Below are 24,508 nucleotides of genomic sequence, written 5' to 3' on the forward strand. Positions count from 1 at the left end.
CGACACGTGTTAGGATGCTGGACAGATAGTCTGGTATCCGATTACGTGCAGCAGAAGCACGTGCCGGGAAGGCAGGTGTTAGAAATTGATCAAAATACGGCCGTTGCAGATTGCCAGCGTGCTAAGTCTGATTGCGGTATTTGGGCTGGACTCCCAGACACCGTTGGGATTTGCGCACGGTGATCTGTATCTGATTGGCGTGCTACTGGCTGCTTTTACTGGTAGCCTCAGATTCATGTGGACGCTGGCCGGTCTGTCGATCGCACTGACTGTGCTGGGTATCTGGTTGTCGCCAGAAGGCCTGCCGATGCGCTACTGGCTGACCAATCGTCTGATGTCCATCACCGAGCTAGTAGCCCTGACAGCGCTGACATCATACGTCATAATTCGTCTGCGGCGCAGTCGTATGGAAAAACATCAGTGGCGCAGGGAATATCGCAACCTGAAAAAGTTGACGCCATCTCCGGACAACCCACTCTCACCATTTCAGTACAGCTCACAGTTTCAACTGTTTGCCGATGCCATTCCGCAGACCATATGGACTGCTACCGCAGAAGGTGGCATCGATTTTGTGAATCGGGCCTTTGCACGCTCCACCGGTCGCCAGCGAGAAGATCTGATCAACCACGCTGGCTGGCTTGGCAGCGTTCATCCCGACGATAAACCCCTTGTCATCGCAAAGTGGCCGGAAGTCATTGCAGAGGGCAAGGAGTATGAACTGGAGGTTCGCGTACAGCGACACGACGGTAAGTGGCGATGGTTATTGGTGCAGGGTACGCCAGTGAAAGATGCGGACGGACGGATCATCAAGTGGTGTGGTTCGGCCATCGATATAGATGATCTCTACCGGCTTGCCGAACGTTTTGAACATGTCGCCAGTACAACTGTTGATGCCATCTCCGACTGGGATATTGTCAATAACGTCATCTGGTGGAATCAGGGTGTCAATACGCTGTTCGGTTATGAACGTGAAGACATGATGAGCGATCCCACTGTGTGGACCTCGCACGTGCATCCTGAAGACCGTGACAGAATACTCGACACACTGTGGGGTGCCATTCGCGGTGATACGGAAGAATTGATGATGAACTATCGGTTCATACGTCAGGACGGCAGCATTGCGGAGATTGAGGAGCACGCACGCGTTGTGCGGGATCAGAGTGGTCAGGCATTGCGCCTTGTTGGCGGTATGAGCGATGTGACAGAGCGCAATGAAATGGCCGAACAGTTGGGTCACGCGCAGCGCCTGCAGACAGTGGGTGAACTGACCGGCGGTATGGCGCATGATTTCAACAATCTGCTGACCGTGATTCAGGGTAATAACGAGCTGCTGACTGAAGCGCTCAAAGATAATCCGGAACTGGCCGATATGAGTGACATGATTCGTCAGGCCAGTGAGAAAGCTGAAGCTCTGGTGCAGCGATTGCTGGCATTCGCGCGCCGTCAATCCCTGGAGCCTCAGGCCACGGATGTGGTGGATCTGATCAACAGTATTCAACCACTGGTCCGGCGAGTGATCCCCGCTCGCGTCAAGTTAGAGCTGGTCATTAAGGATAAAATACCAGCGGTAATGATAGATCCCGGCCAGCTTGAACATGCTCTGCTCAACTTATGTCTGAATGCCCGCGACGCGATAGCTGACAATGGGTGTATCAGGATCGTTGCCAGCTCTGCCAGTGCGGAATCAATGACTTTGGTAAAAAAAGAACTTGATGCAGAGAATTGGGTGGCAATAGCGGTTGAGGATGATGGTCAGGGTATGACAGAGGATGTAAGGCGCCATGCGCTCGATCCATTTTTTACAACCAAGCGAAATGGCGAGGGTTCAGGTTTGGGGCTGAGTATGGTCTACGGATTTGTAAAGCAATCCGGGGGATATCTGGACATTCAGTCCAGCCCCGGGGTGGGTACCGTGATTCACTTGCTGTTACCGGTAGCAGATATTGATGCAATTGGTCTTGACCAACAGCAGAAAAGGCTACAAAGTTGTAACTCACCTAAAGTAGCGGAACGTAAACCGGTCGTGCTGGTTGTTGAGGATGACGAGCTGGTCCTGCAGTACGCCGAGCGTCAGTTTCGCGAACTTGGTTATCAGGTTTTGTCGGCCAATCATGGTGAACAGGCGCTGGACGTGTTGAGGCAGCGAGTGACCGCAAATAAACCCGTAGATCTGCTTTTCACTGATGTCAGAATGTCTGATGGGATGAACGGTCCCCAGCTGGCAAGAGAGGCAACCATGATTCAAGCAGATCTGCCCGTGATGTTTACCTCTGGTTATACTGAGGATGCGTTCGATCAGGAGTCTGGGTCCCCGGGACACCTGCCTGCAGGAACATTATTTTTGAGCAAGCCCTGGCGGCGCGCCGATCTGGCGCAAAAGCTCGCAGGGCTAACTAGCTCAGAGGATTAGCAGTTGTGACTAAAAGTATCCGATTACTGATTCTCGACGACGATCCGCTGACTGCGAAAACCATCGTGACCATCGCCAGCTCAGCAGGGGTCGAGACCCGAAGCACGGACAGTCCCGGTGAGTTCTTCGAGATGGTGCAGGATTGGGCGCCTGACTATATTGCTCTGGATCTTGTGATGCCAGATATGGACGGCGTTCAGGTCATGGTCGAACTCGCGCGTATGGGCTGCGATGCGGATATAGTGATCACCAGTGGTGTAGGCGGGCGAGTGCTGGAGGCCGCAGCCCGGTCTGCCTCAGAGCATGGCTTGCATATCGCGGGTGTGCTTCCCAAACCGTTCTCTGCCGCCAGTCTTAAGTCTTTCCTGAAGGCTCCAAAACGCCATGGCTGGTATGAGAATAATGAAACCGTGAGCGATCAGGGTGCTCAGGAGAATCAGGTCGACGTGGACGAACTGCGTCAGGCCATTTCCCAGGGCCAGATTACCGTGGTTTATCAGCCCAAGGTGAATTGCCGCAACAGCACGCTGGCGGGATTTGAAGCACTGGCGCGCTGGCAGCACCCAGATCGTGGAACAGTAGGTCCAAATGAGTTTATTCCACTGGCTGAGCAACATGGTCTTATTGATGAACTGACCGAGACGGTCATGCAGCAGGCGCTCAGCTGGCTGGCTGCACTGCCTGGCACGCTGGAAAAAACGGCTGACAATGATTACCTGCGCCGACGCCTGAAGAACGTTACGCTGTCTCTCAATATTTCTGCCAGTTCCCTGGGTAATCTGAAGTTGTTTGAACAAATGGACGATTATTGCCAGAGTCTGGGTATTGCACCCGAGCGAATAATTCTGGAACTGACCGAAACCTGCGCCATGGACGATCCGGTAAGCTCTCTGGATGTGCTTACCCGGTTACGCATGAAGGGTTTTCACCTGTCGATTGATGACTTTGGCACGGGCTATTCTTCAATGGTCCAATTGGCTCGCTTGCCGTTCTCTGAAATAAAAATTGACAAGTCCTTTGTGATGACAGCTGCCAGTTCCAAAGAGTCACGAACTGTCATCAAGGCCATTATCGAACTGGGACATGGGCTGGGGCTGTACACGTCGGCAGAAGGAATTGAGACGGCGGCAACACTTGAGTACCTGCGCAATATGGGTTGTGACCTGGCGCAGGGTTTTCATATCGCCAGGCCCATGCCCGGGGATGCGGTACTGGACTGGCTGCGGGCAGGGCGCAATGAAGATGAAGCCTATCGTTTGCAGGTTCTGCGGTCGCTAAAGTTACTGGACACCGAGGAAGATGAAAGAATAGACAGAGTGACTGCTCTGGCTGCGCGCTTGTTTGATGTGCCGATAGCCTTGTTCAGCCTGGTAGACAGCGAGCGGCAGTGGTTCAAGTCGTCACACGGGCTGGAAACACGTGAAACACCCCGCAGTGTATCGTTTTGCTCGCACGCCATCAGCGACGATGAGGTGATGATGGTTCCCGATGCCACAGCAGACGAACGTTTTCGGAGCACGGCGCTGGTAACGGGAGAGCCCCATATACGTTTTTATGCGGGCAGTCCAATCCATGCCGGCAGCGGTGTCCGGCTGGGTACACTGTGTCTGATTGATCGAAAACCACGCACACTCAGCGACGGCGGCAAGTGGAAACTGGAACGTTTGGCGCAGATGCTTGAGAATGAACTGACGTCGGATTATGTGGCACACAGTGACACGCTGACCGGTCTGCTGAATCGACGCGGTTTTAATATTCGGGCACGCGATGTGCTGGCGCTGGCTCAGGATGCCGGCACACATGCGAGTCTGTTTTTGTTTGACCTGGTGAACTTCAAGAAATTCAATGAAGATCATGGTCCGGCGGCTGGCGATCGCGCGTTGCTGGATTTTCGTCGTGTCCTCAAGGAGACATTCCGCAAGTCTGATCTGATTGCCCGCTATGGTGACGATGATTTTGTGGTACTGATGGTGGATGTATCACCACCTGACCATCATCGCCTGCTGGCCCGGGTAGCCATGCATCATCGAGTCAGCGCACAGGAACACACCATTGACTACACGGTGGGGTGGGCGGTGATGGATGGCGCCGATTCGGTTCAGGAGCTGGTGTTGCGCGCTTCTGAAACGGCGCGGGTCATGAGTCGCGAGTAGTCAGGTGTTATTCTACATACTGGACCTTGTTGGAATTGCCGTATTTGCTGTCAGCGGTGTACTGGCGGCCCGCGATCGCGCGCTGGACATTCTGGGTGTCATCGTTGTCGCCGCCATGACGGCGGTGGGTGGCGGCACCCTGCGGGACGTCCTGCTTGATCGGCACCCTATCTTCTGGATCGCGGATATCAGTTATCTGCTGGTCATCATTTTTTCGGCATTGCTGACCGTTGCCTATGTAAGATTTCGTCCGCCGCCGGTAATGAGTCTGCGTGTTGCTGACGCTTTTGGACTGGCGCTGTTTGCAATGTCGGGCGCCAGGCTTGCAGAATCAGCGGCGGTGCCAGCCTTGATCGTTGTGTTGATGGGCACTATGACCGGAGTGGCCGGCGGTGTTCTGCGTGACGTGGTAACAGCGCGCATACCATTAATTCTGCAGCGTGAGATTTATGCATCAGCTGCCATTGCTGGCGTAAGTCTGTATCTGATTTTGCAGGCGATTGGTGTGTCGCAGCAGATCGCGTTTCTGGTCGGGGGGGCGCTGGTAGTTGTGCTTCGTATAGCAGCGCTACGCTGGGATCTGCATTTGCCTACGTTTCGCTAGACTTTAGACCAGTAATTCATCGTTTTGTTCCAGGAAGAAGCGGGAGGGCAGCTGGGCACATTCGAGTTGTAACAGAATTTTTCGAAGATTTGACAATGAGAATATTTCTTGTAAGGATTTTTATTGACAAACCATTAGTTCCAATAATCGTTTATAGACGATAGGAGGTTGTCATGAAAAATTTTAAGCTAATGAGTGCTGTTAGTGCCCTTATGTTTTCTGCTGCAGCTGCAGCCCAATCACAATCCCCTTATCTGCAGCCAGACGACACCTGGATCAGCCTGAGTGGCACGGTCGAGTCAATCACTGCAGACTCATTTCTGCTGGACTATGGGCGCGCTTCTGTCACAGTAGAAATGGATGATGGTGATCGTGATGCAGATGGGTACAAGTTGATGGAAGGCGACAAAGTAGTGGTCAATGGCCTGATTGATGACGATTTCTTTGAGATGACCACAATCGAGGCAAGTAGCGTTTACGTTGAGTCTATAAACTCCTATTTTTACGCCAGCCCAGTTGATGAGGAGTCATTTGCCTTCTTTGACCCCATTGTTACTGTCGTAGACCCGATCATGGATGGTGACGCGACCATTCAGGGCACCATCACTGCGGTTGAGCCTCTGGAGGAGGAAATTGTCCTGAACTCTGACGGTCGTTTGATGATCGTCGAAGTTGACGAGCTGGGTTATGACGCTCTGGATAATGTGGGTTATCTTCAGCTCGATGTTGGCGATGAAGTTGTCATCAGCGGCACGATGACTGAGGAAATGTTCGAAGATCATTTGTTTGTGGCCGAGAACATCGCTACGATCAATAATTCATAAGCTTCAACACTGCTGCCCGGCGCCCCTTGGCGTTGGGCAGCATAGCCCTTAGGTATTGTCAGTAAATGAATCGCAAGCCCAATAGGGGTAGTAGACATGATGACTGGTAATGATAAGGATAGTGATCTTGGCCGCCAGAAGTGCGAGCCCTGTGAACGCCAGACGGAAGAGATGGACCTGACTGAAGAGGATAAACTATTCGGTGACCTGTCCGGCTGGAGCAGGGAGCCTGAGTCAGGCGTCCGAAAGCTCGTCAAAACCTACCGATTCGGGAATTTTGTAGAGGCGATTCAGTTCGCTAACTACGTAAAAGATATCTCAGAGAAAGAAAACCATCATCCTTCGCTGCTGATAGAGTGGGGCAGGGTGACTGTGTCCTGGTGGACGCACACTGCTGGTGGCTTGCGCCGGAATGATTATATTATGGCTGCCAAGACTGATTTGGTTTATTCGGGCGGAGAGGGGACTTAAGCAGGCTGTAAATGAGTTTATTGCCAAGGCAGGATTGACTCGCACCATCCTTGGTGCTCGCCCTTCGGGCGGCTTGCAGCCGTCCAAAATTGTTCCTGACAATTTTGTGATTCGGCCCATCCCTGGGCCTCACCCTCCGGGCGCATACGATTGCGTCCAAAATTGTTCCAGACAATTTTGTGATTCGGCCCATCCCTGGGCCTCACCTTCCGGGCGCATACGATTGCGTCCAAAATTGTTCCAGACAATTTTGTCGAACCGGCAGGTTCTCGTCTGCTACCCAGAGCACAAACAAAAACGGGCCATCCAAATGGATGACCCGTTTTTATTTGGTGCCCCGGGCAGGATTCGAACCTGCGACCTGCCCCTTAGGAGGGGGCCGCGCTATCCAGCTGTGCCACCGGGGCGAGTTCGGTTTGGTCGGCGGATATTCGATAGCGGGCGAAGTATAACATGGAGTTCGGGCGCGTTGGCCTACATGGAGGAGGCGGCGGCTGGCTCAGGTGTTTCCGGTTCGGCCCAGCGCTCTTTTATCTCCAGGAGTTCCGGTAGCTGCTGCAGGAACAGCTCGACCAGCTCGGGGTCGAAGTGCCGTCCAGCTTCTTCGCGAATCAGCGCGACGGCTTTTTCCACTGGCCAGGCTGGTTTGTAGGGGCGGGCGCTGACGAGTGCGTCGAACACATCCGCAATCGCAACGATACGAGCTTCGACGGGTATTTCTTCGCCTTTCAGGCCGTGTGGATATCCTGATCCGTCCCATTTTTCATGATGATAAAGGGCGATCTGACGCGCTGTGTGCAGCAGACCGGTGGATTGTTCGCCAATAATGTGGGCGCCAATAACGGGGTGCTGTTTCATGACGTCCCACTCGGTTGCGTCCAGTTTGCCTGGTTTGGCCAGAATAGCGTCAGGTATGCCGATTTTGCCGATGTCATGCATGGGGGCAGCGTGCAGCAGCTCTTCCTGTGCCGCCTCAGAGAAGCCAGCCGCTCTGGCCAGCACTCGGGAGAAGTGGCTCATGCGGATGACGTGCAGGCCGGTTTCGTTGTCTTTGTACTCGGCTGCCAGGCCCAGTCGCTGCACGATCTGCAGGCGTGTCTCGCGCAGTTCATTGGTGTGTACCAGTGATAAATGAGTCTTTACACGCGCCCGGACAATAGCCGCGCTGATGGGTTTTGTGATGTAGTCCACAGCGCCACAGTCAAAGCCTTGTGTTTCGTCGGCTTCGTCGTTCAACGCGGTGACAAAAATGACGGGAATTCGTTTGGTCTGCGAATTGGCCTTCAATTGCCGACAGGTATCGAAACCGGTCAGTCCGGGCATCATCACATCCAGCAGAATAAGCTCAGGCTGTTCGCTTTCAGCCAGCTCCAGCGCCTTTCTGCCGTCGCGGGCAAACAGTAATCGATAATCCTGCTGCAGAACCTGTCTAAGGACCTGTAAGTTGACGGGTTCATCGTCAACCAGAAGCAGAGTCGGTCGATCGGCAGAGATAGTCATGATGCAGTACCGTGCTGATTCATTTCGGTATTCAGGATTTCAACGGCTGTGTCGAAATCAAAGTTGTCCAGGGCAGTAGTTAACTGACGTTGCAGCGACGCATTTAATCCCTTTGTGACTTGCTGCACGCTGCTTTCATTCAACTCGCCCCTACGTAGATCGTCGAGAAGCGTGCTGATTGCTTCAAGATGTGTAGCAGTGTCCGGCCCCGATTTCTGGGAGTCTTCAACCAGAGCGGCTGGTTTGGGTTTCTCAGCGGCCTCAGGTGATGTAGTGGCTTCGCTCTGCGCCGTTGTTGCAACTTTTTCCAGCTCGTCTGCAATCTGGTCCATGATCTTTTGCTGATCGCCTTCAGGAGCCGACTGCGCTGCTGAGAATTCCAGCTTGTGACACAGAGCGGACAAGGTCTCCAGTCCAAGATTGCCCGCGCTTCCTTTGAGCTTGTGCAGCAGCATCGAGAGCTTTTTTTGATCGCGGTGCTGGAGCAGGTGCCGTAGCATTTTACTCACTGACTGGTGGTTGCTGACAAACGATTGCAAGGCTTTGCCCAGTGCTTCATTGGAGCCCCAGCGCTGCCACGCAGCTTCTCTGTTGAAGTGACGCGTCTCAGGTTTGTTGCTGGCCTGAATGACATCGTTGTTTAACTTTTCAGCTGATCGACCTTGCAGATTGTTGTTAAGGCCAGCGTCAGTTCCGAGTCCCATTACTTTTTCGATTTCATCGTTCAATTGCGCACGATCCAGCGGTTTGGAAGCGAACCCGTTCATGCCTGCGTTGCGGGCTGCCTGGCGATCGCGGTCCATGACGCTGGCGGTGAGGGCGATAACAGCAGTGGGCTGTTGACCCGTTTCACTTTCATGTTCCCGAATGGCTTTTGTGGCCTGCAGACCGTCCATCACTGGCATCTGTACGTCCATCAATACCAGGTCGAATTTAATCTGTTTATACGCTTCAACAGCCTCTGCGCCATTACTGGCAGTTACCACTTCGTGCCCGGCATTGCGCAATGTAATTTTCAGCAGTTCCAGATTCTCAGGAACGTCGTCAACGGCCAGCACTCGCAATGATTGACTTTGGCGATCTAAGCTACGCGCTTCAGCCTCGGGCAGGCTGGCCCTCGGCAGAGGTAGTTTGATTGTGAACGTTGAGCCGGTGCCTGGGGTGCTCTCGGCCATAATGTCGCCGCCCATCAATCGCGCCAGTTGCAGAGCGATTGTAGTGCCGAGGCCGGTACCACCAAAGCGGCGGCTCATGGTCGCATCGGCTTGCGCAAACGGATCGAATATTGCCTCCAGTCGATCTGAAGCAATGCCTATGCCCGTATCCATGACACAAAGCGTCACTTCTTTTTCCGTGCTACTCACAAGCAGGACTACGCCGCCTTGCTCAGTGAATTTGACTGCATTGCTCAGCAGGTTCAGCAGCACCTGTCGGACACGCAGCGGGTCGCCCAGGTAAACGTCGCTGGACGCCTGGTACTGCAGCTCCAGTGTGATGCCCTTATGTTCTGCCTGTAGAGCAAGTACCTCGGCCGTGTCCTCACACAGCTGTCTTAAAGAAAATGCCTGAGCTTCCAGCTCAATGGCGCCGCGTTCAAGTTTAGCGGTGTCCAGGATGTCGTTGAGCAGACGCAATAGCGAGCGTGCTGAGCGATGCACGGTTCTGGCATGGCGATACTGCTGCTCGTCCAGGGGCGTATCCAGCAGCAATTCGCTGAAGCCGATGATGGCATTCATCGGGGTGCGGATCTCGTGACTCATGTTGGCAAGAAAGGTGCTTTTAGCCTCTGCAGCTCGCTCGGCCTGATCGCGTGCGCTGCGCAGATGCTGTTCGAGTATCTTGCGCTCATCAATATCAGCCAGCAGTCGGGCCTCGCTGTCCTGTACCTGATTCAATAGGTCGCGATAACGAAGGGCACCATTCGTGGCGGCTACAACTACGGTCAGTGCCAGCACGGCAAAGCCAATGCCGAGTGCCAGCGGTGTATTGTCTGCCGTCACGCCCAGTGTCAGTTGCTCATGGCCAACAAAACGGGCGGCCAGCATTCCGGTGTAGTGCATACTGGTAATGGCAAAGCCCATGCCAATGCCGCCCAGGATCAGTGATGTGCTGGTCGCGAGATTCAAGAGTCGGCGCAGGCCGTAATGCAGCCACAGTGCCAGCATGGCCATCACCACCGCTACAATGATTGATACACCGAACAGAAGTGGATCGTAGCGAAGGTCTGCCTCCATCCGCATCGCGAACATGCCGACGTAGTGCATTGCGCCAATCCCCGCCCCGACCAGCAGGCCGCCGAGCAGGATGGTGGGCAGCGTCTGTCGTGAAGCGGAAAGGATGGACAGCGCGATGGCTGAGGCAAGCAAAGCGGGTAAGACGGAGGCGAGCGTCAGGAATGGATCGTAGCTGACGGATATTGGCAGCTGGAATGACAGCATACCGATGAAATGCATTGCCCAGATGCCGAAGGCGAGTGTGACTGCACCTGACAGCAGGGCGATGCGCGCACTGGCTGGACTGGGTGCGTTACGACTCATGCTGGCGAGTTGCAATGCGAAGCCCGAAGCCAGTATTGCAACTACCAGGGACAGCAGCATCAGGCCGAATTGATGGTGACCCATCAATAGTTGTGACCGCTGATCGGCTGGGATGGAAAACAGACTGAGCAAAACAGGCTCCGGATAATCCAGAAACAAAACTCACACGATACTATAAAAATTACGTCGGCAGACGTATCGCAAAGTTTAATCTGGAGGAAAAACGCTCAGAGTAGTCTGAATTCCGCAGGGTGTAAATCCCGAGCTAGCGGGCGGCTGCGTGGCAGGCCATGTGCTGTATGACGCCAGGTTTCTGACAGGCCAGTTTGCAAATGCGGTACTGGTACTGTCGGGCGCTGGGATCGAGCTCGCTGGCTTCATCAATAGCCGCTTCCAGGTCGGCTTGGGCCGCTCTGCGGGTCAGATAGGGGCCGGAGATGTTGACCTGAAGTGCGGGTTCTTCGGGGTCAGTCGCTACGATATAAAAATTTTCCAGATTCATCGCTACTACACGTTGTCTTTCATGAAGAGAACGGCTGCAAAGCCAATTTATTTCGGTGTGGCTGGCTTGTGGCCGGCGACCGATAATGGCGCGGTATTATCCGCCTTTATATTGCCTTCGCATAGCCCTGTTACACACTTTTTTGCTGATTTTCTTTACAACACCGATTATCAGCATCCGGTCCTGAACACAGGCTGAATCACCCAGCGGAAATCAGCATTTACAGCCGCTGCGTGGCAGAGTAATCTGCGCGGCGTGTCTGCGATCAGTATCATCATTCCGGTATTCAACGAGTCACTGGCTATACGTCGCCAGCTTCCTGCTTTGTATCGGCTGAAACAGGCGGGTCATGAGTTGATAATTGCCGATGGTGGCAGTCATGACGACTCCTTGCAAGTCGCGGGCGATGTTGCTGATCATATAATTGTCGCTACACCGCCAGGTCGTGCCCGACAAATGGCAGCAGGCATCGAATTAGCCAGCCACGACATCCTGTTATTCCTCCATATCGATACAATTTTGCCGGAAGCGGCAGCGCAGCTGATTACCTCAGGGCTGCAGAGCAGTGGCCGGCTTTGGGGCCGGTTTGACGTGCATCTCGATGGTCAGAGCAGGGGCTTGCCGATGGTTGCATGGCTGATGAACTGGCGGTCGCGGCTGACATCAGTGGCAACGGGCGACCAGGCCATCTTTGTCAGGCTCGAGCTGTTAGAACGTGTCGGAGGCATGCCTGATCTGCCCTTGATGGAAGACATCGCCCTGAGCAAGCGGCTGCGCCGATTTGGCAGGCCCTTGAATATCAAGGCCAGAGCCATCAGCTCAGGGCGCCGATGGGACCGGCATGGGTTCTGGAAAACCATCGGATTGATGTGGTGGCTGCGCCTGATGTACGTATTGGGTGTCTCGCCCGCAAGACTGCATCAGCGATATTACGGCCAGATGCGCCGTCACGAATGTGATCGCGCCAGGTTATTGTTATTTGCCAAGACGCCACGCCAGGGCCAGGTTAAAACACGCCTGCAGCCATTACTGGGGGAAGAAGGGGCGCTGCGTCTGCATCAGCAGCTGATAGCACGGGCCTGGCGGGAGCTGGGCCATCAAACCCTGCTGCCGGCACAATTGTGGGCGTCTGAACCGGGGCAAGAGGCGTTCTTTGAGGGGCTGGGAGCTGCGGGATTTGTTTTTTATCAATCCGGCGCGAGTCTGGGCGAGAGAATGGCACAAGCTGCGCAGCACACGCTGGCGCACATGGAAGCAGTGGTGATCGTGGGTTCGGATTGTCCGTCGGTTGACCTGCCATATATCAGGCGGGCACTGGACTGCCTGAGACAGGGTGTGCCGGTTGTGCTGGGACCCGCCGAGGACGGAGGTTATGTCCTTATCGGCTTGGCGGCACCGCTTGCGAGTGAGACGCTGAGTGCACTATTTTCAGAAATCACATGGGGAAGCGGTCAGGTTATGGAGCAGACCCGGCAGCGATTGAAGTCGGCAGGGATATCCTGGGCCGAGCTGGAACCGCGCTGGGATGTCGATCGTCCTGAGGATCTGCCGAGGTTGGAGGCGCTGCTGGCTGAAAGCTAATCGACGATACTGTTGCGTTGCAGCTGGGTGACAAAGCGGTTAATGCTGACCTGATCCTGGCGGCCCAGATTCCCGAACTGGAATCCACAGATAGTCTGATTGGTTTCCTGCGCGAATTGTGAGTAAACCGCCTCGACGGGGCAATCAAGGGTATGTTCAACCAGAGCCAATTCCATTTTCGCCTGCATCGACTCCAGCATTTCAAAGTCTGGCTTGAGCCTTCCTTCCACGACAACCCGGAATCCGGTGGCCGACATGTTCTGTAACCGCCCTTTGACCTTGGGAAGTTCATTTTTACGAGTCAAAACGACGTCTGTTGACATCGTTGTCGGGACCCAGGCACGGAATGCATCACGTCGCTGCAGATAAAGCAATCGTTCCGGAAATGCGACTTCGTAGAATTCACCGTCGCGATCGAGGCCAACCCGTTTAACCACCAGGTCCTTGGCGTGAACACGGATGCCATTGATGGAAGCGTAGATTGCAAATGGGTCACCCTCAATTGCCCGCTTGTGTGCAACCGGCAGTGAAAATTCATCGAGGTGAAATACTTTTTCGCGCAGATTGACGTGCAGCACGATAGTGCTGAACGGAGTCGTCAGTGACTGGAACTGGATATTGATGGGAGAGCGGTCAGCCTGCAATGTCCTGAGCACACTAAAAATATCGCCCGCCGAAGTGTAGTATCGTTCACTGCCTGTCATGGTATGTCCGTTGTTATTCAGGCATTGCCAAGATCGCGTTTGATGGTGCTTGAACCGGTGGTGCCATGGCTATTGTAAACATTCTCCAGCGGTTGGGAACCATGAAGAATCGCCAGTGCACGCTGGGTATTAAGCTTGCTGCGGTGCACGATTATTTTGTTCGTTTCACTCAACTCGCGGCATTGTTGCAGCCGGTGCTCAATTGCATCAAGCAGGTCAACCGCGTGAGAACTGTTCTGTTTGAGCAGTGCTTTAAGCTGGGACAGGCTGGTCTGGCTGGCAGGCAGGCCAGCCTTCTGTAGAAGTTGCCGGCGTCGGAAATCGTTGTTTTCGATGGCACCCAGCAGCGTTTGTTTTTTCTGCAGCAGGCTGTTGAGTTGATCAAGGTCCCGCTTTTCCAGACAACTGCGCTCCGCCTGAAGTACTTCGTACAAGGCATCCAGTTTCTCGCGGTCATCTTGCAGCAGGTGCTGCAGTTCGTTGTCGCTCATGCAGCCCGTTTACAGGTTTTTCTCGAATGCCAGAATCTTGTCAGCAAGCCGGAGGCTGTCAACTGAATAGTTACCGGACTGAATCTTGTCACGCAATTCACTGACACGCGCCGCGTCAGTATCTGGCAGTGCACGAACGCTGCTTTCCAGCGCCTGCAGGTCAGCGGCACGGCTGCTGATCGAAACAGCATCCACTGTCTGGCTTTGAGCTTCGCCCTGAGAGTCGGTACGGCTGTGGCTGGTGTTGGCGCCAGTGGCTGCCTGACCGTCAGTCTGCTTGACAGTTGAGCGACTGTCCGGAGCAGATGAAGAATTGCCGATCGATGAAATAGCCATAATCAAATACCTGTAATTAGCTGTCAGATGCTGTCAGGAGACAGCGTTTAACGAGCTTCTCAAAAAGAGTATTACCTTCCTGACCAATGTAACGGCCGATAAATGTCTAACTTTAGTGTTTTTGATGTGTTTTTGTCGTGTTGCGTCAAAAAACCACCTCTGCCTCGCCCTCAGCGATCACGATGGCCTGTACGACACGTCCCGAGCGGTCATTGCGGACGGGTATCTGCCGCCCCTGCTGACCATCCTGCATCGCCGTGCCAGTATGACGAATGCTGACGCTACCCCGGCTTGCCGTGAGGACTACGGTGTCGCCGCGCCTGACCAGCGTCGGGGCCTCTAATATGTCCAGCGTCAAGGCATCGCCCGGGCGCAATGAACGTCGCAATACCTGTCCAACTACAGACTCAGTCGATTCGAGTATCTGGCCGCGAATCTGGCTGACATCCCGCTCTTCCAGCACGACGTCCGGCGGGTTGATGCGCACACCGCGTTCCAGAGCTCTCGAGCTTACAGCGATTTCTCTATAAACCTTTACCTGCGCCGCCACATGGCGCGTCCATGGGGCGTTGTCACTACAACTGACCCTGACGGTCACCCGACCCCCGGTGTTTCCGGAACCCAGCGAGTTGAGACTACTCTCCAGAGGTACCTGACACACTGGAATCTGCAGCCTGGGATCAATGGACGCCATTTCGATTTCTACACGATCGCCCTGATCCGACCAGTTTGACTGTAATGCCTGATAGGCAGCGTCCAGCAGCTGCTGTGCCCCCGATGATGTCTGCGCCAAAGCTGAAACTGGCACCCAAAGCAGCATCAAGGCGGCAAATAAGTGCCGCGCCACTGCGTAAATAGCGGCAGTATGCGAGAAAAAATTAGTGCTAACAAGCTTCATACTGTCAAAACCCTGACGCTTTTTGTCATCGACGGCCTGAAAAGGGCCGTAATTGGTCTGATATTGCTTTCTGGAGTAAAGAAAGCAAAAAACATGCCGCTAAGCATTGCCGGGAAGAGCAGGGCAACCAGCCTGTGTGTGGTTTAACCAGGCCACAGGCATTGTCAGCAGCTTCATGGCGTGTATCAATTTTTGCACTTATGAAACTCGACATCCTGTCGATATAAAGAAAAGACAGGGCTCAGGCCCGCTACATTAGCGAATCTACACCGCAGGAGACTGAGATGGCAGGCGTATTGGACAGTGTTAACCAACGAACCCAGCTGGTTGGCCAGAACCGTCTGGAGCTGTTGATGTTCCGACTCAACGGCAGACAGGTCTACGGCATCAACGTATTCAAAGTCAAAGAGGTGCTGCCTTGCCCACCGCTGAGCGTGCTGCCGCACAGCAGTCATGTGGTGCGCGGCGTTGCTTACGTGCGTGGCCGCACCATTTCCATCATGGATCTTAATGCGGCTACCGGTGGACGTCCGCTGCAGGATGTGGACAAGTGCTTCATTATCATCACTGAATACAACAATTCCGTGCAGGGATTTCTGGTGCAGGGAGTCGACCGTATCGTCAACCTTAACTGGGAGGCCATCTGTTCACCCCCCAAGGGTTCCGGTCGAGCGCACTACCTGACAGCGGTTACCGAGGTGGAAGGCAAGCTGGTCGAGATTCTAGACGTAGAGCGCATCCTGGCCGAAGTATCGCCTGCCACCGTGGGTCTTAGCGATGCCCTGATTGACAGTGGCAAACGCGGAACCGAACTGAATACGGTGCTTATTGTTGATGATTCCAGCGTTGCCCGCGCGCAGATCCGCAAATGCTGCGAAGCGCTGGGTCTGCAGACGGTAGTACTCAATGATGGCAAGCAGGCGCTTAATCATCTGCGTGGTCTGATCAACGAGGGGATCAATCCCATTGATAAGTACATCCTGGTTATTTCCGATATCGAGATGCCGGAGATGGATGGCTACACGCTGACGGCCTCAATCAAGAACCATCCGGACATGGGCAAACTGCATGTCATGTTGCATACATCACTCAGTGGTGTGTTTAACCAGGCCATGGTGGAAAAGGTAGGCGCCGACGATTTTCTGGCTAAATTCCACCCGGATGAGCTTGCCAAGCGAGTTCTGAAGCAACTGGAGCTGCGCCAGCCAGCCGCCTGACACACGATGACGCACGAGTCACCACAGTTCAGTGATGCCGACTACCAGGCTTTCAGGACCTTTCTCAGTCAGGCCTGCGGCATCGTGCTGGGCGAAAACAAACAGTACCTGGTAGCCAACCGCATGCGCCGCATCATGGAGCAGCATGGTTTCGCCAATCTGACTTCGCTGGTGTCACGCATCCATCAGGGTACTGTGCCGCATCTCAAAGAGGCGGTTATCGATGCGATGACCACCAACGAAACCTTCTGGTTTCGCGACATCGCCCCATTTGACACACTTCGGGATGTCATTCTGCCGCGGCTGCTGCTTGAAGAGAAGCGTCCCAGTCTGCGCATCTGGTCGGCCGCGTGCTCGTCCGGGCAGGAGCCGTATTCAATCAGCATGATCATTGATGAATTCAAGGCAAGGAATCCGGGTGCACTGATGCGCGAGCCCGAAATTATCGCTACTGATATCTCCATGACCGTGCTGAACAGTGCCCGCCTGGCCGAATACGACGGTTTGAGTGTCAGTCGTGGATTGAGCGAGGCGCGTCGGCGGCAGTTCTTTGATGAGCTGGCGGGCGGGCGGTACAAATTGAAGGATTCGATTCGACAGCGCGTCTCCTTCAAACAACTCAATCTGCAGGATAACTATGCGGGCCTGGGGCGCTTTGACATCATTTTCTGTCGCAACGTGCTTATCTATTTCGCGGCTGACTTCAAGGCCGACATCCTGCGGCGTATGCATGGGTCGCTGAATCCCAACTCCTATCTTATGCTCGGTGCTTCCGAATCGCTGCCAGGTGCTCTGAACGGTCTCTACACGATGGAACGTGTCAGCACCAATACCAGCGTTTACCGTAGTTGATCGTCACTCAGTGATTTAATTCACCAACTCCTCGATTTCCTCTTCCTGGCCGACATCTTGCCGCCAACCGGCAAAGCTGTTGGGCAATGTTTTGCCGTTACTTCGGCAATAATGATTTAAGTGTCTGTAATAATTAAAAAATAATCTCTGGCACGGGATTTGCTCACACTAGCTCCAGAAAAGCCAAATGCAATCAGTGGAGCGACCCATGGCCATCAATTTTTCAAATGCCCTCGGCATGCACGAACAGGCGCTTACCTTGCGCAGCCAGCGTACGGCGCTGCTTGCCAATAACATAGCCAATGCCAACACGCCCGGATACAAAGCGCGTGACATGGATTTTTCCGCACTTCTGGCCGAAGCCAGTGGCGCCGGACGCAGTGTAGACATTACCCGCACTCACAGCCGCCACATCAGTGGGCTGCCCGCCATGGCTTCTGCTGAGCAGATGTACCGCGTTCCATCACAGCCTTCACTGGACGGCAACACCGTTGATGAGCAGGTCGAAAATGCGGCATTCGCCCGCAACGCTCTGGAGCACCAGGCTTCATTCCAGTTTTTGAACAGTAAATTCACCGGGCTGCAGAAAGCCCTGAAAGGAGAATAAGCATGAATCTGACGCAGGTGTTTGATATCGCCGGCTCAGGCATGAGCGCGCAGTCGCTGCGACTGAACACAACGGCCAGCAACATGGCCAATGCCAACAGCGCCGCCAGCAGTGCCGACCAGACCTATCGGGCGCGCCATGCCGTTTTTGCACCGATGATGACTGCCGCCATGCAGGACCCGTTTGGTCCGATGAACAGTCAGCAGGCAGCTGTCGGTGTTCGTGTCGCGGGTGTGGTCGAAGACGCCCGTCCGCTGCAGGCCCGCCACGAGCCCGGTCACCCGATGGCCAACGAAGACGGCTATGTCTACTACCCCAATGTAGACATCGTTGAGGAGATGACCAACATGATCTCCTCCTCGCGCTCCTTCCAGCTTAACGTTGAAGTGATGTCAGCCGCGCGCACGATGATGCAGCGAGTGATGACACTGGGTCAGGCATAAGGAGACGATGATGGAAATCAACGGCGCAGGCGGCAATGCACTCAGTAAAATCCTGTCGGACTATGGTAATCAGGAAGAAAAGAAAACCAAAAACGAAATGGGCCGCGACGAGTTTCTGCGACTGCTGATAGCGCAGCTGGAGAATCAGGATCCTACCAACCCCCAGGATAATGGCGAATTTATTTCCCAGCTGGCGCAATTTTCCTCTCTGGAAGAAGCCCAGAAGATGACACAGAGTTTCGAGCAGTTCTCGTCTGCTTTCCAGTCCGCCCAGCACCTGCAGGCAACGTCGCTGGTGGGTCGTCCTGTGCATGTCAAAACAAACACGACGCAGTTGGGTGAAAGCGGGGCGATCAGTGTGTTGGCTGACTTCGATGGCGGCGCTCAGTCGGCGACATTACGTGTCTACGATGCCAGCGGCAAAGTTGTTGATCAGTTCGGTCTGGGCGAGCAGACCGATGGCCGTCAGGAGTTTTTCTGGACGGGCACAGATGCGAATGACGAGCGTTATCCGCCTGGCAAATACAGCTTTGAACTAAGTGTCAGCCGAAACGGCATAACAGAGCAGGTGCCCACCTATCTGAGTGCCAACGTCAACAGTGTCACGATAGAAAAATCCGGTTCACTGACATTGAACCTGGCCGGTGTCGGCCCTGTGTCGATGTCTGAAATTTTGCAAATCAACTAAACGAAAAGTAATTAATCAGCGAGGTGTCAGATGAGCTTTATTATCGGTTTGAGTGCGCTTAACGCGGCACAACAGGAAATCAACGTCACCGGTAACAACATCGCCAACGCCGGAACCAACGGCTTCAAGAGTTCCAAGGCGGTTTTTGGTGACGTATACGCGGCATCAGTACTGGGTGGCGGCGGCACTCAGCAGGGTAGTGGTGTTACCTTGCAGGGTATTCAGCAGAGTTTTAACCAGGGCAACATCAGCTTCACCGAAAACACCCTTGACCTGGCCATCAACGGCGAAGGCTTTTTTATTCTCTCAGGCGAGTCAGGTACTGCTTACACACGTGCCGGCGCATTCGGTACTGACCGTTTTGGTTACGTTGTGACCAACACAGGCGAACGCCTGCAGGGTTTTGCACCTTCAGAATCCGGTCAGGCAACTGGTGGTGGTCCGTTGACTGACCTGCGCGTAACAACAGGCGAATTGCAGCCGCGCGCCACCACGCTGGTTGAAAGTGAAATCAACCTGGATGCGGCGGCCATGCCATCCGCAGTGATCGGATCTACCTATATCTCCAATGGTGGCAACAGCAGCCAGCCGCGTTTGAACGGCGCCATGATTTCACCGGACAGTGACCCCAATTCGGAGCTCAACCCGTACACTGCCACCAGCCTGGTAGTTCGCACGCCAAGCGGTGAAACCCAGCAGCTCGACATCGCAGCGGGTGCATCGGCCAACGCGGTAGCGCAACAGTTCGCCGGCGTTGAAGGCGTGGCGGCGGTGGGTACCACCGTGGGTTACATCAGCAACCTGCAGGACGGCGCGGATGCGGATAACCAGATGCGTTTCGCCATCAATGGCCGGGACATTGTTGTTGATCTGACTGCCACGAACCCATTGCAGGATCTGGCCAACAAAATTAACGCACTGCTCAACAATCTAAATGCAACGGTCGATGGCACACGTGTCAGGGTAACCCACTCTACTGGTGCGGATATTCGCATCAACGCGGGTGGCAACCCCAGTGGTGCGTTGAGCTTCGAGGGCTCAACCCGGGATGCAACTACGGGCGTTTATTCTCCGGTGGGTGTTCCTACCGTGGTTAACGTGTCAGCTGGCGACATCATGACCATGGGTGGTTTTGTTGAGTTCACCTTGGACGAGAACGTGTCCCTGCGGACCACCGACGAGGACCTGGAAGGAAACCCGGTTGATCCATCAGACGCATTCACCATCTTTGGCGATATTTCTGCCGAAGACGCGCTGACCGGCACCGCCTTCGAATCCAACCAGTTTGATCCGCGCAACCCGGAAACCTACTATCGTTCCACGGCAATTTCGATTTACGACTCAGTAGGTACCCGGCACTCGCTGGCCATGTACTTTGTCAAAGAACGTCCGGACGATACCGGTGACACCAACCTGTGGAGCGTCTACTTCCAGATTGATGGCCGTAACATCGGTTACGATCCCAACTCATCGACTGGTGACCCGGTACTGGCGCGATTTGATCTGCGCTTTGATGACACTGGTCGTTTCGACCCCAACCAGCAGTTTATCGAGATTACCAACTGGTATCCGGTCGACAGCTCCGGTCGACGTATTGGTGCTGGCCCTGTCCCAGGAAACGCCAACGTGTCTGACCAGACCACCAACTCCAACTTCCGAATCGATCTGTCTTCCATGACAGCTTTCGGTGGTGACTTCTCGGTTCAGTCCAACAACCAGGATGGTTTCTCCAAAGGTCAGTTGACGGGCCTGGAAGTCAACACACGTGGTCTGGTCTCTGCGCGATTCTCCAATGGTCAGTCACAGGTACTGGGTGAAGTGGCACTGGCCAACTTTGCAAACGCCAGCGGCCTGGCAAACCTGGGTGGCACGAAGTTTGCTGAAACCAGTGAGTCTGGCGCCGCTTCAGTATCGGGTGCCGGCACAGCAGGTCTGGGTGCGATTCAGTCAGGCGCGTTGGAAGACTCCAACGTGGACCTGCCGACCGAACTGGTACAGCTGATTATCTCTCAGCGCAACTACCAGGCGGCCGCGCAGATCATCTCTGCCACTGATGACGCAACCCAGACCATCATCAACCTGTAATTACTGGCAGTAAAGCCTGAAAACCGGAGATTGACATGGACAGAGCACTTTATCTGAGTATGACTGGCGCCTCGCAGGCAATGCAGGCGCAGACCATTCATGCCAACAACCTGGCTAACGCCAGCACCACCGGTTTTCAGGCAGATCTGGCGCAGGCGCGCTCCATGGCAGTCTACGGGCCTGGCATGCCGTCACGGGTTTACAGCATGACTGAAAATCCTGGCACTGACTTTACCCGCGGGCCACTGCAGCAGACTGGCAATTCGCTGGACATGGCAGTGAAAGGAGAAGGCTACATTGCCGTGCTGGCGCCAGACGGCAGTGAAGCCTACACACGTGCTGGCGACCTGCAGCTGGGTGTGTTTGGCGAGCTGCTGACCGGCAGCGGTTTGCCGGTGCTGGGCAACAATGGTCCCGTGGTGTTGCCGCCGCACGAGAATGTTGAGTTTGGTGCCGATGGTACGGTCTCGGTTCGTGAGCTGGGACAGGGTGCACAGGTACTTGCCGCAATCGATCGCATCAAGCTGGTAAATCCTCAGCCGCAGGAGTTGGTCAAGGGCACTGACGGCCTGATGCGCCGCGTCGATGGCGGCGAAACACCTGCAGATGCGCAGGTTGAGCTGGCATCAGGCTACCTGGAAGGCAGCAACGTCAATGTGGTTGATTCCATGGTTGAGATGATCAGCCTGGCCCGCAACTACGAGATGAATGTGAAGTTCATGCAGACAGTTCAGCAGAACTCTGAAAGTTCGGCACGGCTTTTGCAGATACAGTAATAGAGAGCAGTAATCGAGAGTAGTAACAAAGATCTAAACACGGCAAGAAACGGCAGTAACGTCAGCGACAGATACGAGCACAACGGGCCCACAGGGGCGACAGCTCAGGAGTAAACAACATGCACGCAGCACTTTATGTTTCCAAGACCGGCCTCAGTGCCCAAGACACCCGCCTGGCCACTGTATCGAACAACCTGGCCAACGTTGCGACCAATGGTTTCAAAAAGGATCGTGTGGTTTTTGAAGACCTGCTGTATCAGATCCAGCGTCAGCCAGGCGCCAACTCTACGCAGAACACCGAACTGCCATCTGGCCTGCAGATCGGTACGGGTGTCAAGGTTGCCGGCACGCAGAAGCTGTTCAGCCAGGGTTCCCTGCAGACTACTGGTGAGTCGTTGGACGTGGGCATCAATGGGCGTGGATTTTTCGAAGTGATCATGCCTGACGGCAGCTCGTCCTACACCCGTGATGGCCAGTTTCATATGAATGGTAACGGTGAACTGGTGACGTCACAGGGCTTCCTGGTAGCGCCGGGAATCACCATTCCGCAGGATGCGCAAAGCCTGACCATTGGTGACGATGGCGTGATCAGTGTGCGACTGCCGGGGCAGGCTACCACTTCAAATATCGGCAACATGAATCTGGTGGACTTTGTTAATCCGGCTGGCCTGCAGGCGCTGGGCGGCAACCTGTATGCAGAGACTGTATCCAGCGGAAACCCGCAGCAGGCAGCACCAGGCCAGAACGGCATGGGTACGCTTGAGCAGGGCTCACTGGAAAGCTCCAATGTGGAAGTGGTTGAAGAGCTGGTCGACATGATCACGACGCAGCGAGCTTACGAAATGAACTCAAAGGTTATTTCTACTGCTGATCAGATGCTGCAGTTCGTCACGCAGAATCTGTAAACCGTTAATGTTCAGAGCTTGAGAGAAACGCTATGAAAACACATCGTCTGATAGTTGCACTGTTCGCTTTGATGGCACTGAACGCCTGCGTGGTTCAAATGCCACAACCACCGGCACCGGACGATCCACGCTACGCGCCTGTCTGGGTAGGCGAGCATCGTGAGCAGGCACCTGTCAACGGGTCAATTTATCAGGCTGCCACCGCGACTAACCTGTATCAGCGCCGCGCCTACCGACTGGGTGATGTACTGACTATCAACCTGAACGAATCAACCACTGCCAGTAAATCTGCCGGCACGTCCTTCAGCCGTGACAGCAGCAATACAGTGGCAGACATGACCCTGTTTGGCACCAATATAGACACTAACTCATCGCTTGGTGGCAGTGCTGAGTTTGATGGATCTTCAAACAGCGATCAGAGCAACCAGCTGTTCGGCAATATCACAGTCACAGTGACTGATGTGCTGCCAAATGGTTTGCTGGAAGTGCGTGGTGAAAAGTGGCTGCAACTGAACCGCGGCGCTGAATACATCCGCATCAGCGGCCTGGTTCGCAAAGAAGATATCGCTTCAGACAACAGCGTGCCCTCAACCCGTATCGCCGATGTGCGCATTGCCTACAGTGGCACAGGCACACTGGCCGATGCGAATGAACCGGGCATTCTGAGCAAGTTTTTTGTCAGCAAGTGGTGGCCGCTGTAAGCGGCGCCTGAAACAGACTCTACAGGACTTAACAGACCATGTTGCTCACACAGATTTTTACAGACAGGAAGGAAGCTGTGCAGACAAAACGTACTAAAAATACTCTGGCTCGTGTCAGCCATGTTGCGCTGAGCCTGGTGATTGTGCTGCAGACAGTTCTGGTAGCGCCGGCGCAGGCCGACAGGCTCAAGGATATTGCCGACCTGCAGGGCGTGCAGTCCAACCAGCTGGTAGGTGTCGGTCTGGTGACTGGCCTTGATGGTACGGGCGACCAGACTACACAGGCACCGTTCACTGCCGAATCGTTTCGCGCCTACCTTGATCAGTTCGGTATTCCGATTCCCCAGGGTCAGAACTTTCAGCTGGGCAATGTTGCGGTCGTTTCCGTTCAGGCAGAGCTGCCACCGTTCGCCAAGCCAGGTCAGCAGATTGATGTCACTGTTTCGTCCCTGGCCAATGCCGACAGTCTCCGTGGTGGCACGCTGGAGCGCACCTTCCTGATGGGTATGGATGGTGAAGTGTATGCCACTGCTCAGGGCAATCTGATCGTTGGTGGTCTTGGTGTCGAGGGTGCTGATGGTTCACGCATCTCCATCAATATCCCCAGTGTTGGACGAATTCCTGGTGGCGCCATGACGGTCAAAGAAGTGCAGACCGCATTCAACAGTGGCGATCACATCACCTTTAATCTCAAGCGTGCTGATTTCACCACGGCGCGACGTGTATCCAGGGCGATCAACGACTTCATGGGCGAGGGCACAGCCTCTGCAATCGACGCTGTATCGATTCAGGTACGTGCACCTGCCGACAGTCAGTCTCGTGTGGCCTACATGTCAGAGCTGGAGAATATTCAGGTGGATCAGGGCGACGCGCCGGCGCGTGTGATTGTCAATTCGCGTACAGGTACTATCGTGATTGGTGAGCATGTACGTGTGTCACCTGCCGCTATCACACACGGTAGCCTGAGCGTCACTATTTCTGAAGGTTTTGCCGTCAGTCAGCCCGCTCCCTTTGGTGATGGCGAAACAGTTGTTTTACCCCAGTCGGACATTACCGTTGAGCAGGAAAACAACCGCATGTTCCTGTTTGATGCCGGCACTACGCTGTCAGACATCGTGCAGGCCATCAACGCCGTGGGTGCGGCGCCAGGAGATCTGGCGGCCATTCTGGAAGCCCTGAAACAATCCGGCTCGCTGCGCGCCGAACTGGTCGTGATCTGAGGA

At 54.5% G+C, this 24,508-nt stretch carries 23 protein-coding genes and 1 tRNA gene; 16 read left to right on the forward strand and 8 right to left on the reverse strand.

All coding sequences use genetic code 11. The annotated features are described in order from the left end of the window. Window positions 1-85 precede the first annotated feature (85 nt). The 5 genes from QGM61_RS13595 (at window position 86) to QGM61_RS13615 (ending at window position 6,462) form a co-directional block, all read left to right on the forward strand. Entirely contained in the window at window positions 86-2,410 is a 2,325-nt protein-coding gene (locus QGM61_RS13595; RefSeq protein WP_281133278.1) for a PAS domain-containing sensor histidine kinase, read from the forward strand. Between the two features lie 5 nt (window positions 2,411-2,415). Then, window positions 2,416-4,563 (forward strand): EAL domain-containing protein, encoded by a 2,148-nt coding sequence (locus tag QGM61_RS13600; protein ID WP_281133279.1) that lies wholly within the window; start codon window positions 2,416-2,418, stop codon window positions 4,561-4,563. Between the two features lie 4 nt (window positions 4,564-4,567). Continuing rightward, window positions 4,568-5,167: a trimeric intracellular cation channel family protein gene (locus QGM61_RS13605; protein ID WP_281133280.1), complete on the forward strand. Its 600-nt coding sequence runs from the start codon at window positions 4,568-4,570 to the stop codon at window positions 5,165-5,167. Between the two features lie 173 nt (window positions 5,168-5,340). Continuing rightward, complete coding sequence (locus tag QGM61_RS13610; protein ID WP_281133281.1) at window positions 5,341-5,991, forward strand: hypothetical protein; 651 nt, start codon at window positions 5,341-5,343, stop codon at window positions 5,989-5,991. A 96-nt stretch (window positions 5,992-6,087) separates the two neighbouring features. Continuing rightward, window positions 6,088-6,462, forward strand: a complete 375-nt coding sequence (locus tag QGM61_RS13615; RefSeq protein WP_237134522.1) for a 4a-hydroxytetrahydrobiopterin dehydratase — start codon at window positions 6,088-6,090, stop codon at window positions 6,460-6,462. A gap of 330 nt (window positions 6,463-6,792) precedes the next feature. Here the strand turns inward: QGM61_RS13615 and QGM61_RS13620 are convergent. The 4 genes from QGM61_RS13620 to QGM61_RS13635 form a co-directional block, all read right to left on the reverse strand. Continuing rightward, window positions 6,793-6,869: transfer RNA gene (locus QGM61_RS13620), tRNA-Arg, on the reverse strand. A gap of 67 nt (window positions 6,870-6,936) precedes the next feature. Further along, window positions 6,937-7,962, reverse strand: coding sequence for an HD domain-containing phosphohydrolase (locus QGM61_RS13625; RefSeq protein WP_237134521.1), 1,026 nt, complete (start codon window positions 7,960-7,962; stop codon window positions 6,937-6,939). Further along, complete coding sequence (locus tag QGM61_RS13630; protein WP_281133282.1) at window positions 7,959-10,631, reverse strand: MHYT domain-containing protein; 2,673 nt, start codon at window positions 10,629-10,631, stop codon at window positions 7,959-7,961. Before QGM61_RS13630 ends, QGM61_RS13625 begins: the two co-directional genes overlap by 4 nt. Before the next feature lie 133 nt (window positions 10,632-10,764). Then, window positions 10,765-11,001 carry a hypothetical protein gene (locus QGM61_RS13635; protein ID WP_237134519.1) on the reverse strand — a complete coding sequence of 79 codons (237 nt, stop codon included), beginning with the start codon at window positions 10,999-11,001 and terminating at the stop codon, window positions 10,765-10,767. A gap of 255 nt (window positions 11,002-11,256) precedes the next feature. Between QGM61_RS13635 and QGM61_RS15290 the strand changes: the two genes are divergently transcribed. Then, window positions 11,257-12,582: a TIGR04283 family arsenosugar biosynthesis glycosyltransferase gene (locus tag QGM61_RS15290; RefSeq protein ID WP_317622193.1), complete on the forward strand. Its 1,326-nt coding sequence runs from the start codon at window positions 11,257-11,259 to the stop codon at window positions 12,580-12,582. On the opposite strand, the gene QGM61_RS13650 is transcribed toward QGM61_RS15290, so the two are convergent. From QGM61_RS13650 to flgA, 4 genes are all read right to left on the reverse strand, one after another. Then, window positions 12,579-13,286 (reverse strand): flagellar brake protein, encoded by a 708-nt coding sequence (locus QGM61_RS13650; RefSeq protein ID WP_281133283.1) that lies wholly within the window; start codon window positions 13,284-13,286, stop codon window positions 12,579-12,581. The two genes, QGM61_RS15290 and QGM61_RS13650, sit on opposite strands and share 4 nt — an antisense overlap. Window positions 13,287-13,303: 17 nt before the next feature. Beyond that, on the reverse strand, window positions 13,304-13,777 hold the full coding sequence (locus QGM61_RS13655; protein WP_237134517.1) for a flagella synthesis protein FlgN: 474 nt from the start codon (window positions 13,775-13,777) through the stop codon (window positions 13,304-13,306). 9 nt (window positions 13,778-13,786) lie between these two features. Next, complete coding sequence (gene flgM, locus QGM61_RS13660) at window positions 13,787-14,113, reverse strand: flagellar biosynthesis anti-sigma factor FlgM (RefSeq protein ID WP_281133284.1); 327 nt, start codon at window positions 14,111-14,113, stop codon at window positions 13,787-13,789. Between the two features lie 145 nt (window positions 14,114-14,258). Then, on the reverse strand, window positions 14,259-15,011 hold the full coding sequence (gene flgA, locus QGM61_RS13665) for a flagellar basal body P-ring formation chaperone FlgA (protein WP_281133285.1): 753 nt from the start codon (window positions 15,009-15,011) through the stop codon (window positions 14,259-14,261). A 284-nt stretch (window positions 15,012-15,295) separates the two neighbouring features. Here flgA and QGM61_RS13670 point away from each other — a divergent pair, with 284 nt between their 5' ends. The 10 genes from QGM61_RS13670 to QGM61_RS13715 all read left to right on the forward strand — a co-directional run bounded on the left by QGM61_RS13670 (window position 15,296) and on the right by QGM61_RS13715 (window position 24,505). Beyond that, window positions 15,296-16,228: a chemotaxis protein CheV gene (locus QGM61_RS13670; protein WP_237134514.1), complete on the forward strand. Its 933-nt coding sequence runs from the start codon at window positions 15,296-15,298 to the stop codon at window positions 16,226-16,228. Window positions 16,229-16,234: 6 nt separating this feature from the next. Beyond that, window positions 16,235-17,080 carry a CheR family methyltransferase gene (locus tag QGM61_RS13675; protein WP_281133286.1) on the forward strand — a complete coding sequence of 282 codons (846 nt, stop codon included), beginning with the start codon at window positions 16,235-16,237 and terminating at the stop codon, window positions 17,078-17,080. A gap of 208 nt (window positions 17,081-17,288) precedes the next feature. Further along, the gene (flgB, locus tag QGM61_RS13680; protein ID WP_237134512.1) at window positions 17,289-17,687 is read left to right on the forward strand and encodes a flagellar basal body rod protein FlgB; all 399 of its coding nucleotides are present in this window, start codon (window positions 17,289-17,291) and stop codon (window positions 17,685-17,687) included. 2 nt (window positions 17,688-17,689) lie between these two features. Next, window positions 17,690-18,130, forward strand: coding sequence for a flagellar basal body rod protein FlgC (gene flgC, locus QGM61_RS13685; protein WP_237134511.1), 441 nt, complete (start codon window positions 17,690-17,692; stop codon window positions 18,128-18,130). Window positions 18,131-18,137: 7 nt separating this feature from the next. Continuing rightward, a complete protein-coding gene (locus QGM61_RS13690; protein WP_281133287.1) occupies window positions 18,138-18,818 on the forward strand; it encodes a flagellar hook assembly protein FlgD in 681 nt (226 codons plus the stop codon). A 30-nt stretch (window positions 18,819-18,848) separates the two neighbouring features. After that, complete coding sequence (locus tag QGM61_RS13695; RefSeq protein WP_281133288.1) at window positions 18,849-20,903, forward strand: flagellar hook-basal body complex protein; 2,055 nt, start codon at window positions 18,849-18,851, stop codon at window positions 20,901-20,903. 35 nt (window positions 20,904-20,938) lie between these two features. Beyond that, a complete protein-coding gene (gene flgF, locus QGM61_RS13700; protein WP_281133289.1) occupies window positions 20,939-21,679 on the forward strand; it encodes a flagellar basal-body rod protein FlgF in 741 nt (246 codons plus the stop codon). 119 nt (window positions 21,680-21,798) lie between these two features. After that, window positions 21,799-22,584, forward strand: a complete 786-nt coding sequence (gene flgG / locus QGM61_RS13705; protein ID WP_237134507.1) for a flagellar basal-body rod protein FlgG — start codon at window positions 21,799-21,801, stop codon at window positions 22,582-22,584. Between the two features lie 32 nt (window positions 22,585-22,616). Then, window positions 22,617-23,285 (forward strand): flagellar basal body L-ring protein FlgH, encoded by a 669-nt coding sequence (gene flgH / locus QGM61_RS13710; protein WP_281133290.1) that lies wholly within the window; start codon window positions 22,617-22,619, stop codon window positions 23,283-23,285. A gap of 128 nt (window positions 23,286-23,413) precedes the next feature. Then, window positions 23,414-24,505, forward strand: a complete 1,092-nt coding sequence (locus QGM61_RS13715) for a flagellar basal body P-ring protein FlgI (protein WP_281133318.1) — start codon at window positions 23,414-23,416, stop codon at window positions 24,503-24,505. The last annotated feature ends 3 nt before the right edge of the window (window positions 24,506-24,508 follow it).

Source organism: Pseudohongiella sp. SYSU M77423 (assembly GCF_029911965.1).
Classification (GTDB): domain Bacteria; phylum Pseudomonadota; class Gammaproteobacteria; order Pseudomonadales; family Pseudohongiellaceae; genus Pseudohongiella.

Excerpts from the sequence above, each read along its gene's own strand:
- QGM61_RS13610 (WP_281133281.1), top strand. The coding sequence starts at position 5,341 with ATGAAAAATTTTAAGCTAATGAGTGCTGTTAGTGCCCTTATGTTTTCT.
- flgM (WP_281133284.1), bottom strand. The coding sequence starts at position 14,113 with ATGGCTATTTCATCGATCGGCAATTCTTCATCTGCTCCGGACAGTCGC.
- QGM61_RS13690 (WP_281133287.1), top strand. The coding sequence starts at position 18,138 with ATGATGGAAATCAACGGCGCAGGCGGCAATGCACTCAGTAAAATCCTG.
- QGM61_RS13615 (WP_237134522.1), top strand. The coding sequence starts at position 6,088 with ATGATGACTGGTAATGATAAGGATAGTGATCTTGGCCGCCAGAAGTGC.
- flgH (WP_281133290.1), top strand. The coding sequence starts at position 22,617 with ATGAAAACACATCGTCTGATAGTTGCACTGTTCGCTTTGATGGCACTG.
- QGM61_RS13670 (WP_237134514.1), top strand. The coding sequence starts at position 15,296 with ATGGCAGGCGTATTGGACAGTGTTAACCAACGAACCCAGCTGGTTGGC.
- flgA (WP_281133285.1), bottom strand. The coding sequence starts at position 15,011 with ATGAAGCTTGTTAGCACTAATTTTTTCTCGCATACTGCCGCTATTTAC.
- flgF (WP_281133289.1), top strand. The coding sequence starts at position 20,939 with ATGGACAGAGCACTTTATCTGAGTATGACTGGCGCCTCGCAGGCAATG.
- flgC (WP_237134511.1), top strand. The coding sequence starts at position 17,690 with ATGAATCTGACGCAGGTGTTTGATATCGCCGGCTCAGGCATGAGCGCG.
- flgG (WP_237134507.1), top strand. The coding sequence starts at position 21,799 with ATGCACGCAGCACTTTATGTTTCCAAGACCGGCCTCAGTGCCCAAGAC.
- QGM61_RS13650 (WP_281133283.1), bottom strand. The coding sequence starts at position 13,286 with ATGACAGGCAGTGAACGATACTACACTTCGGCGGGCGATATTTTTAGT.
- QGM61_RS13675 (WP_281133286.1), top strand. The coding sequence starts at position 16,235 with ATGACGCACGAGTCACCACAGTTCAGTGATGCCGACTACCAGGCTTTC.
- QGM61_RS13635 (WP_237134519.1), bottom strand. The coding sequence starts at position 11,001 with ATGAATCTGGAAAATTTTTATATCGTAGCGACTGACCCCGAAGAACCC.
- QGM61_RS13695 (WP_281133288.1), top strand. The coding sequence starts at position 18,849 with ATGAGCTTTATTATCGGTTTGAGTGCGCTTAACGCGGCACAACAGGAA.
- QGM61_RS13625 (WP_237134521.1), bottom strand. The coding sequence starts at position 7,962 with ATGACTATCTCTGCCGATCGACCGACTCTGCTTCTGGTTGACGATGAA.
- QGM61_RS13655 (WP_237134517.1), bottom strand. The coding sequence starts at position 13,777 with ATGAGCGACAACGAACTGCAGCACCTGCTGCAAGATGACCGCGAGAAA.
- flgB (WP_237134512.1), top strand. The coding sequence starts at position 17,289 with ATGGCCATCAATTTTTCAAATGCCCTCGGCATGCACGAACAGGCGCTT.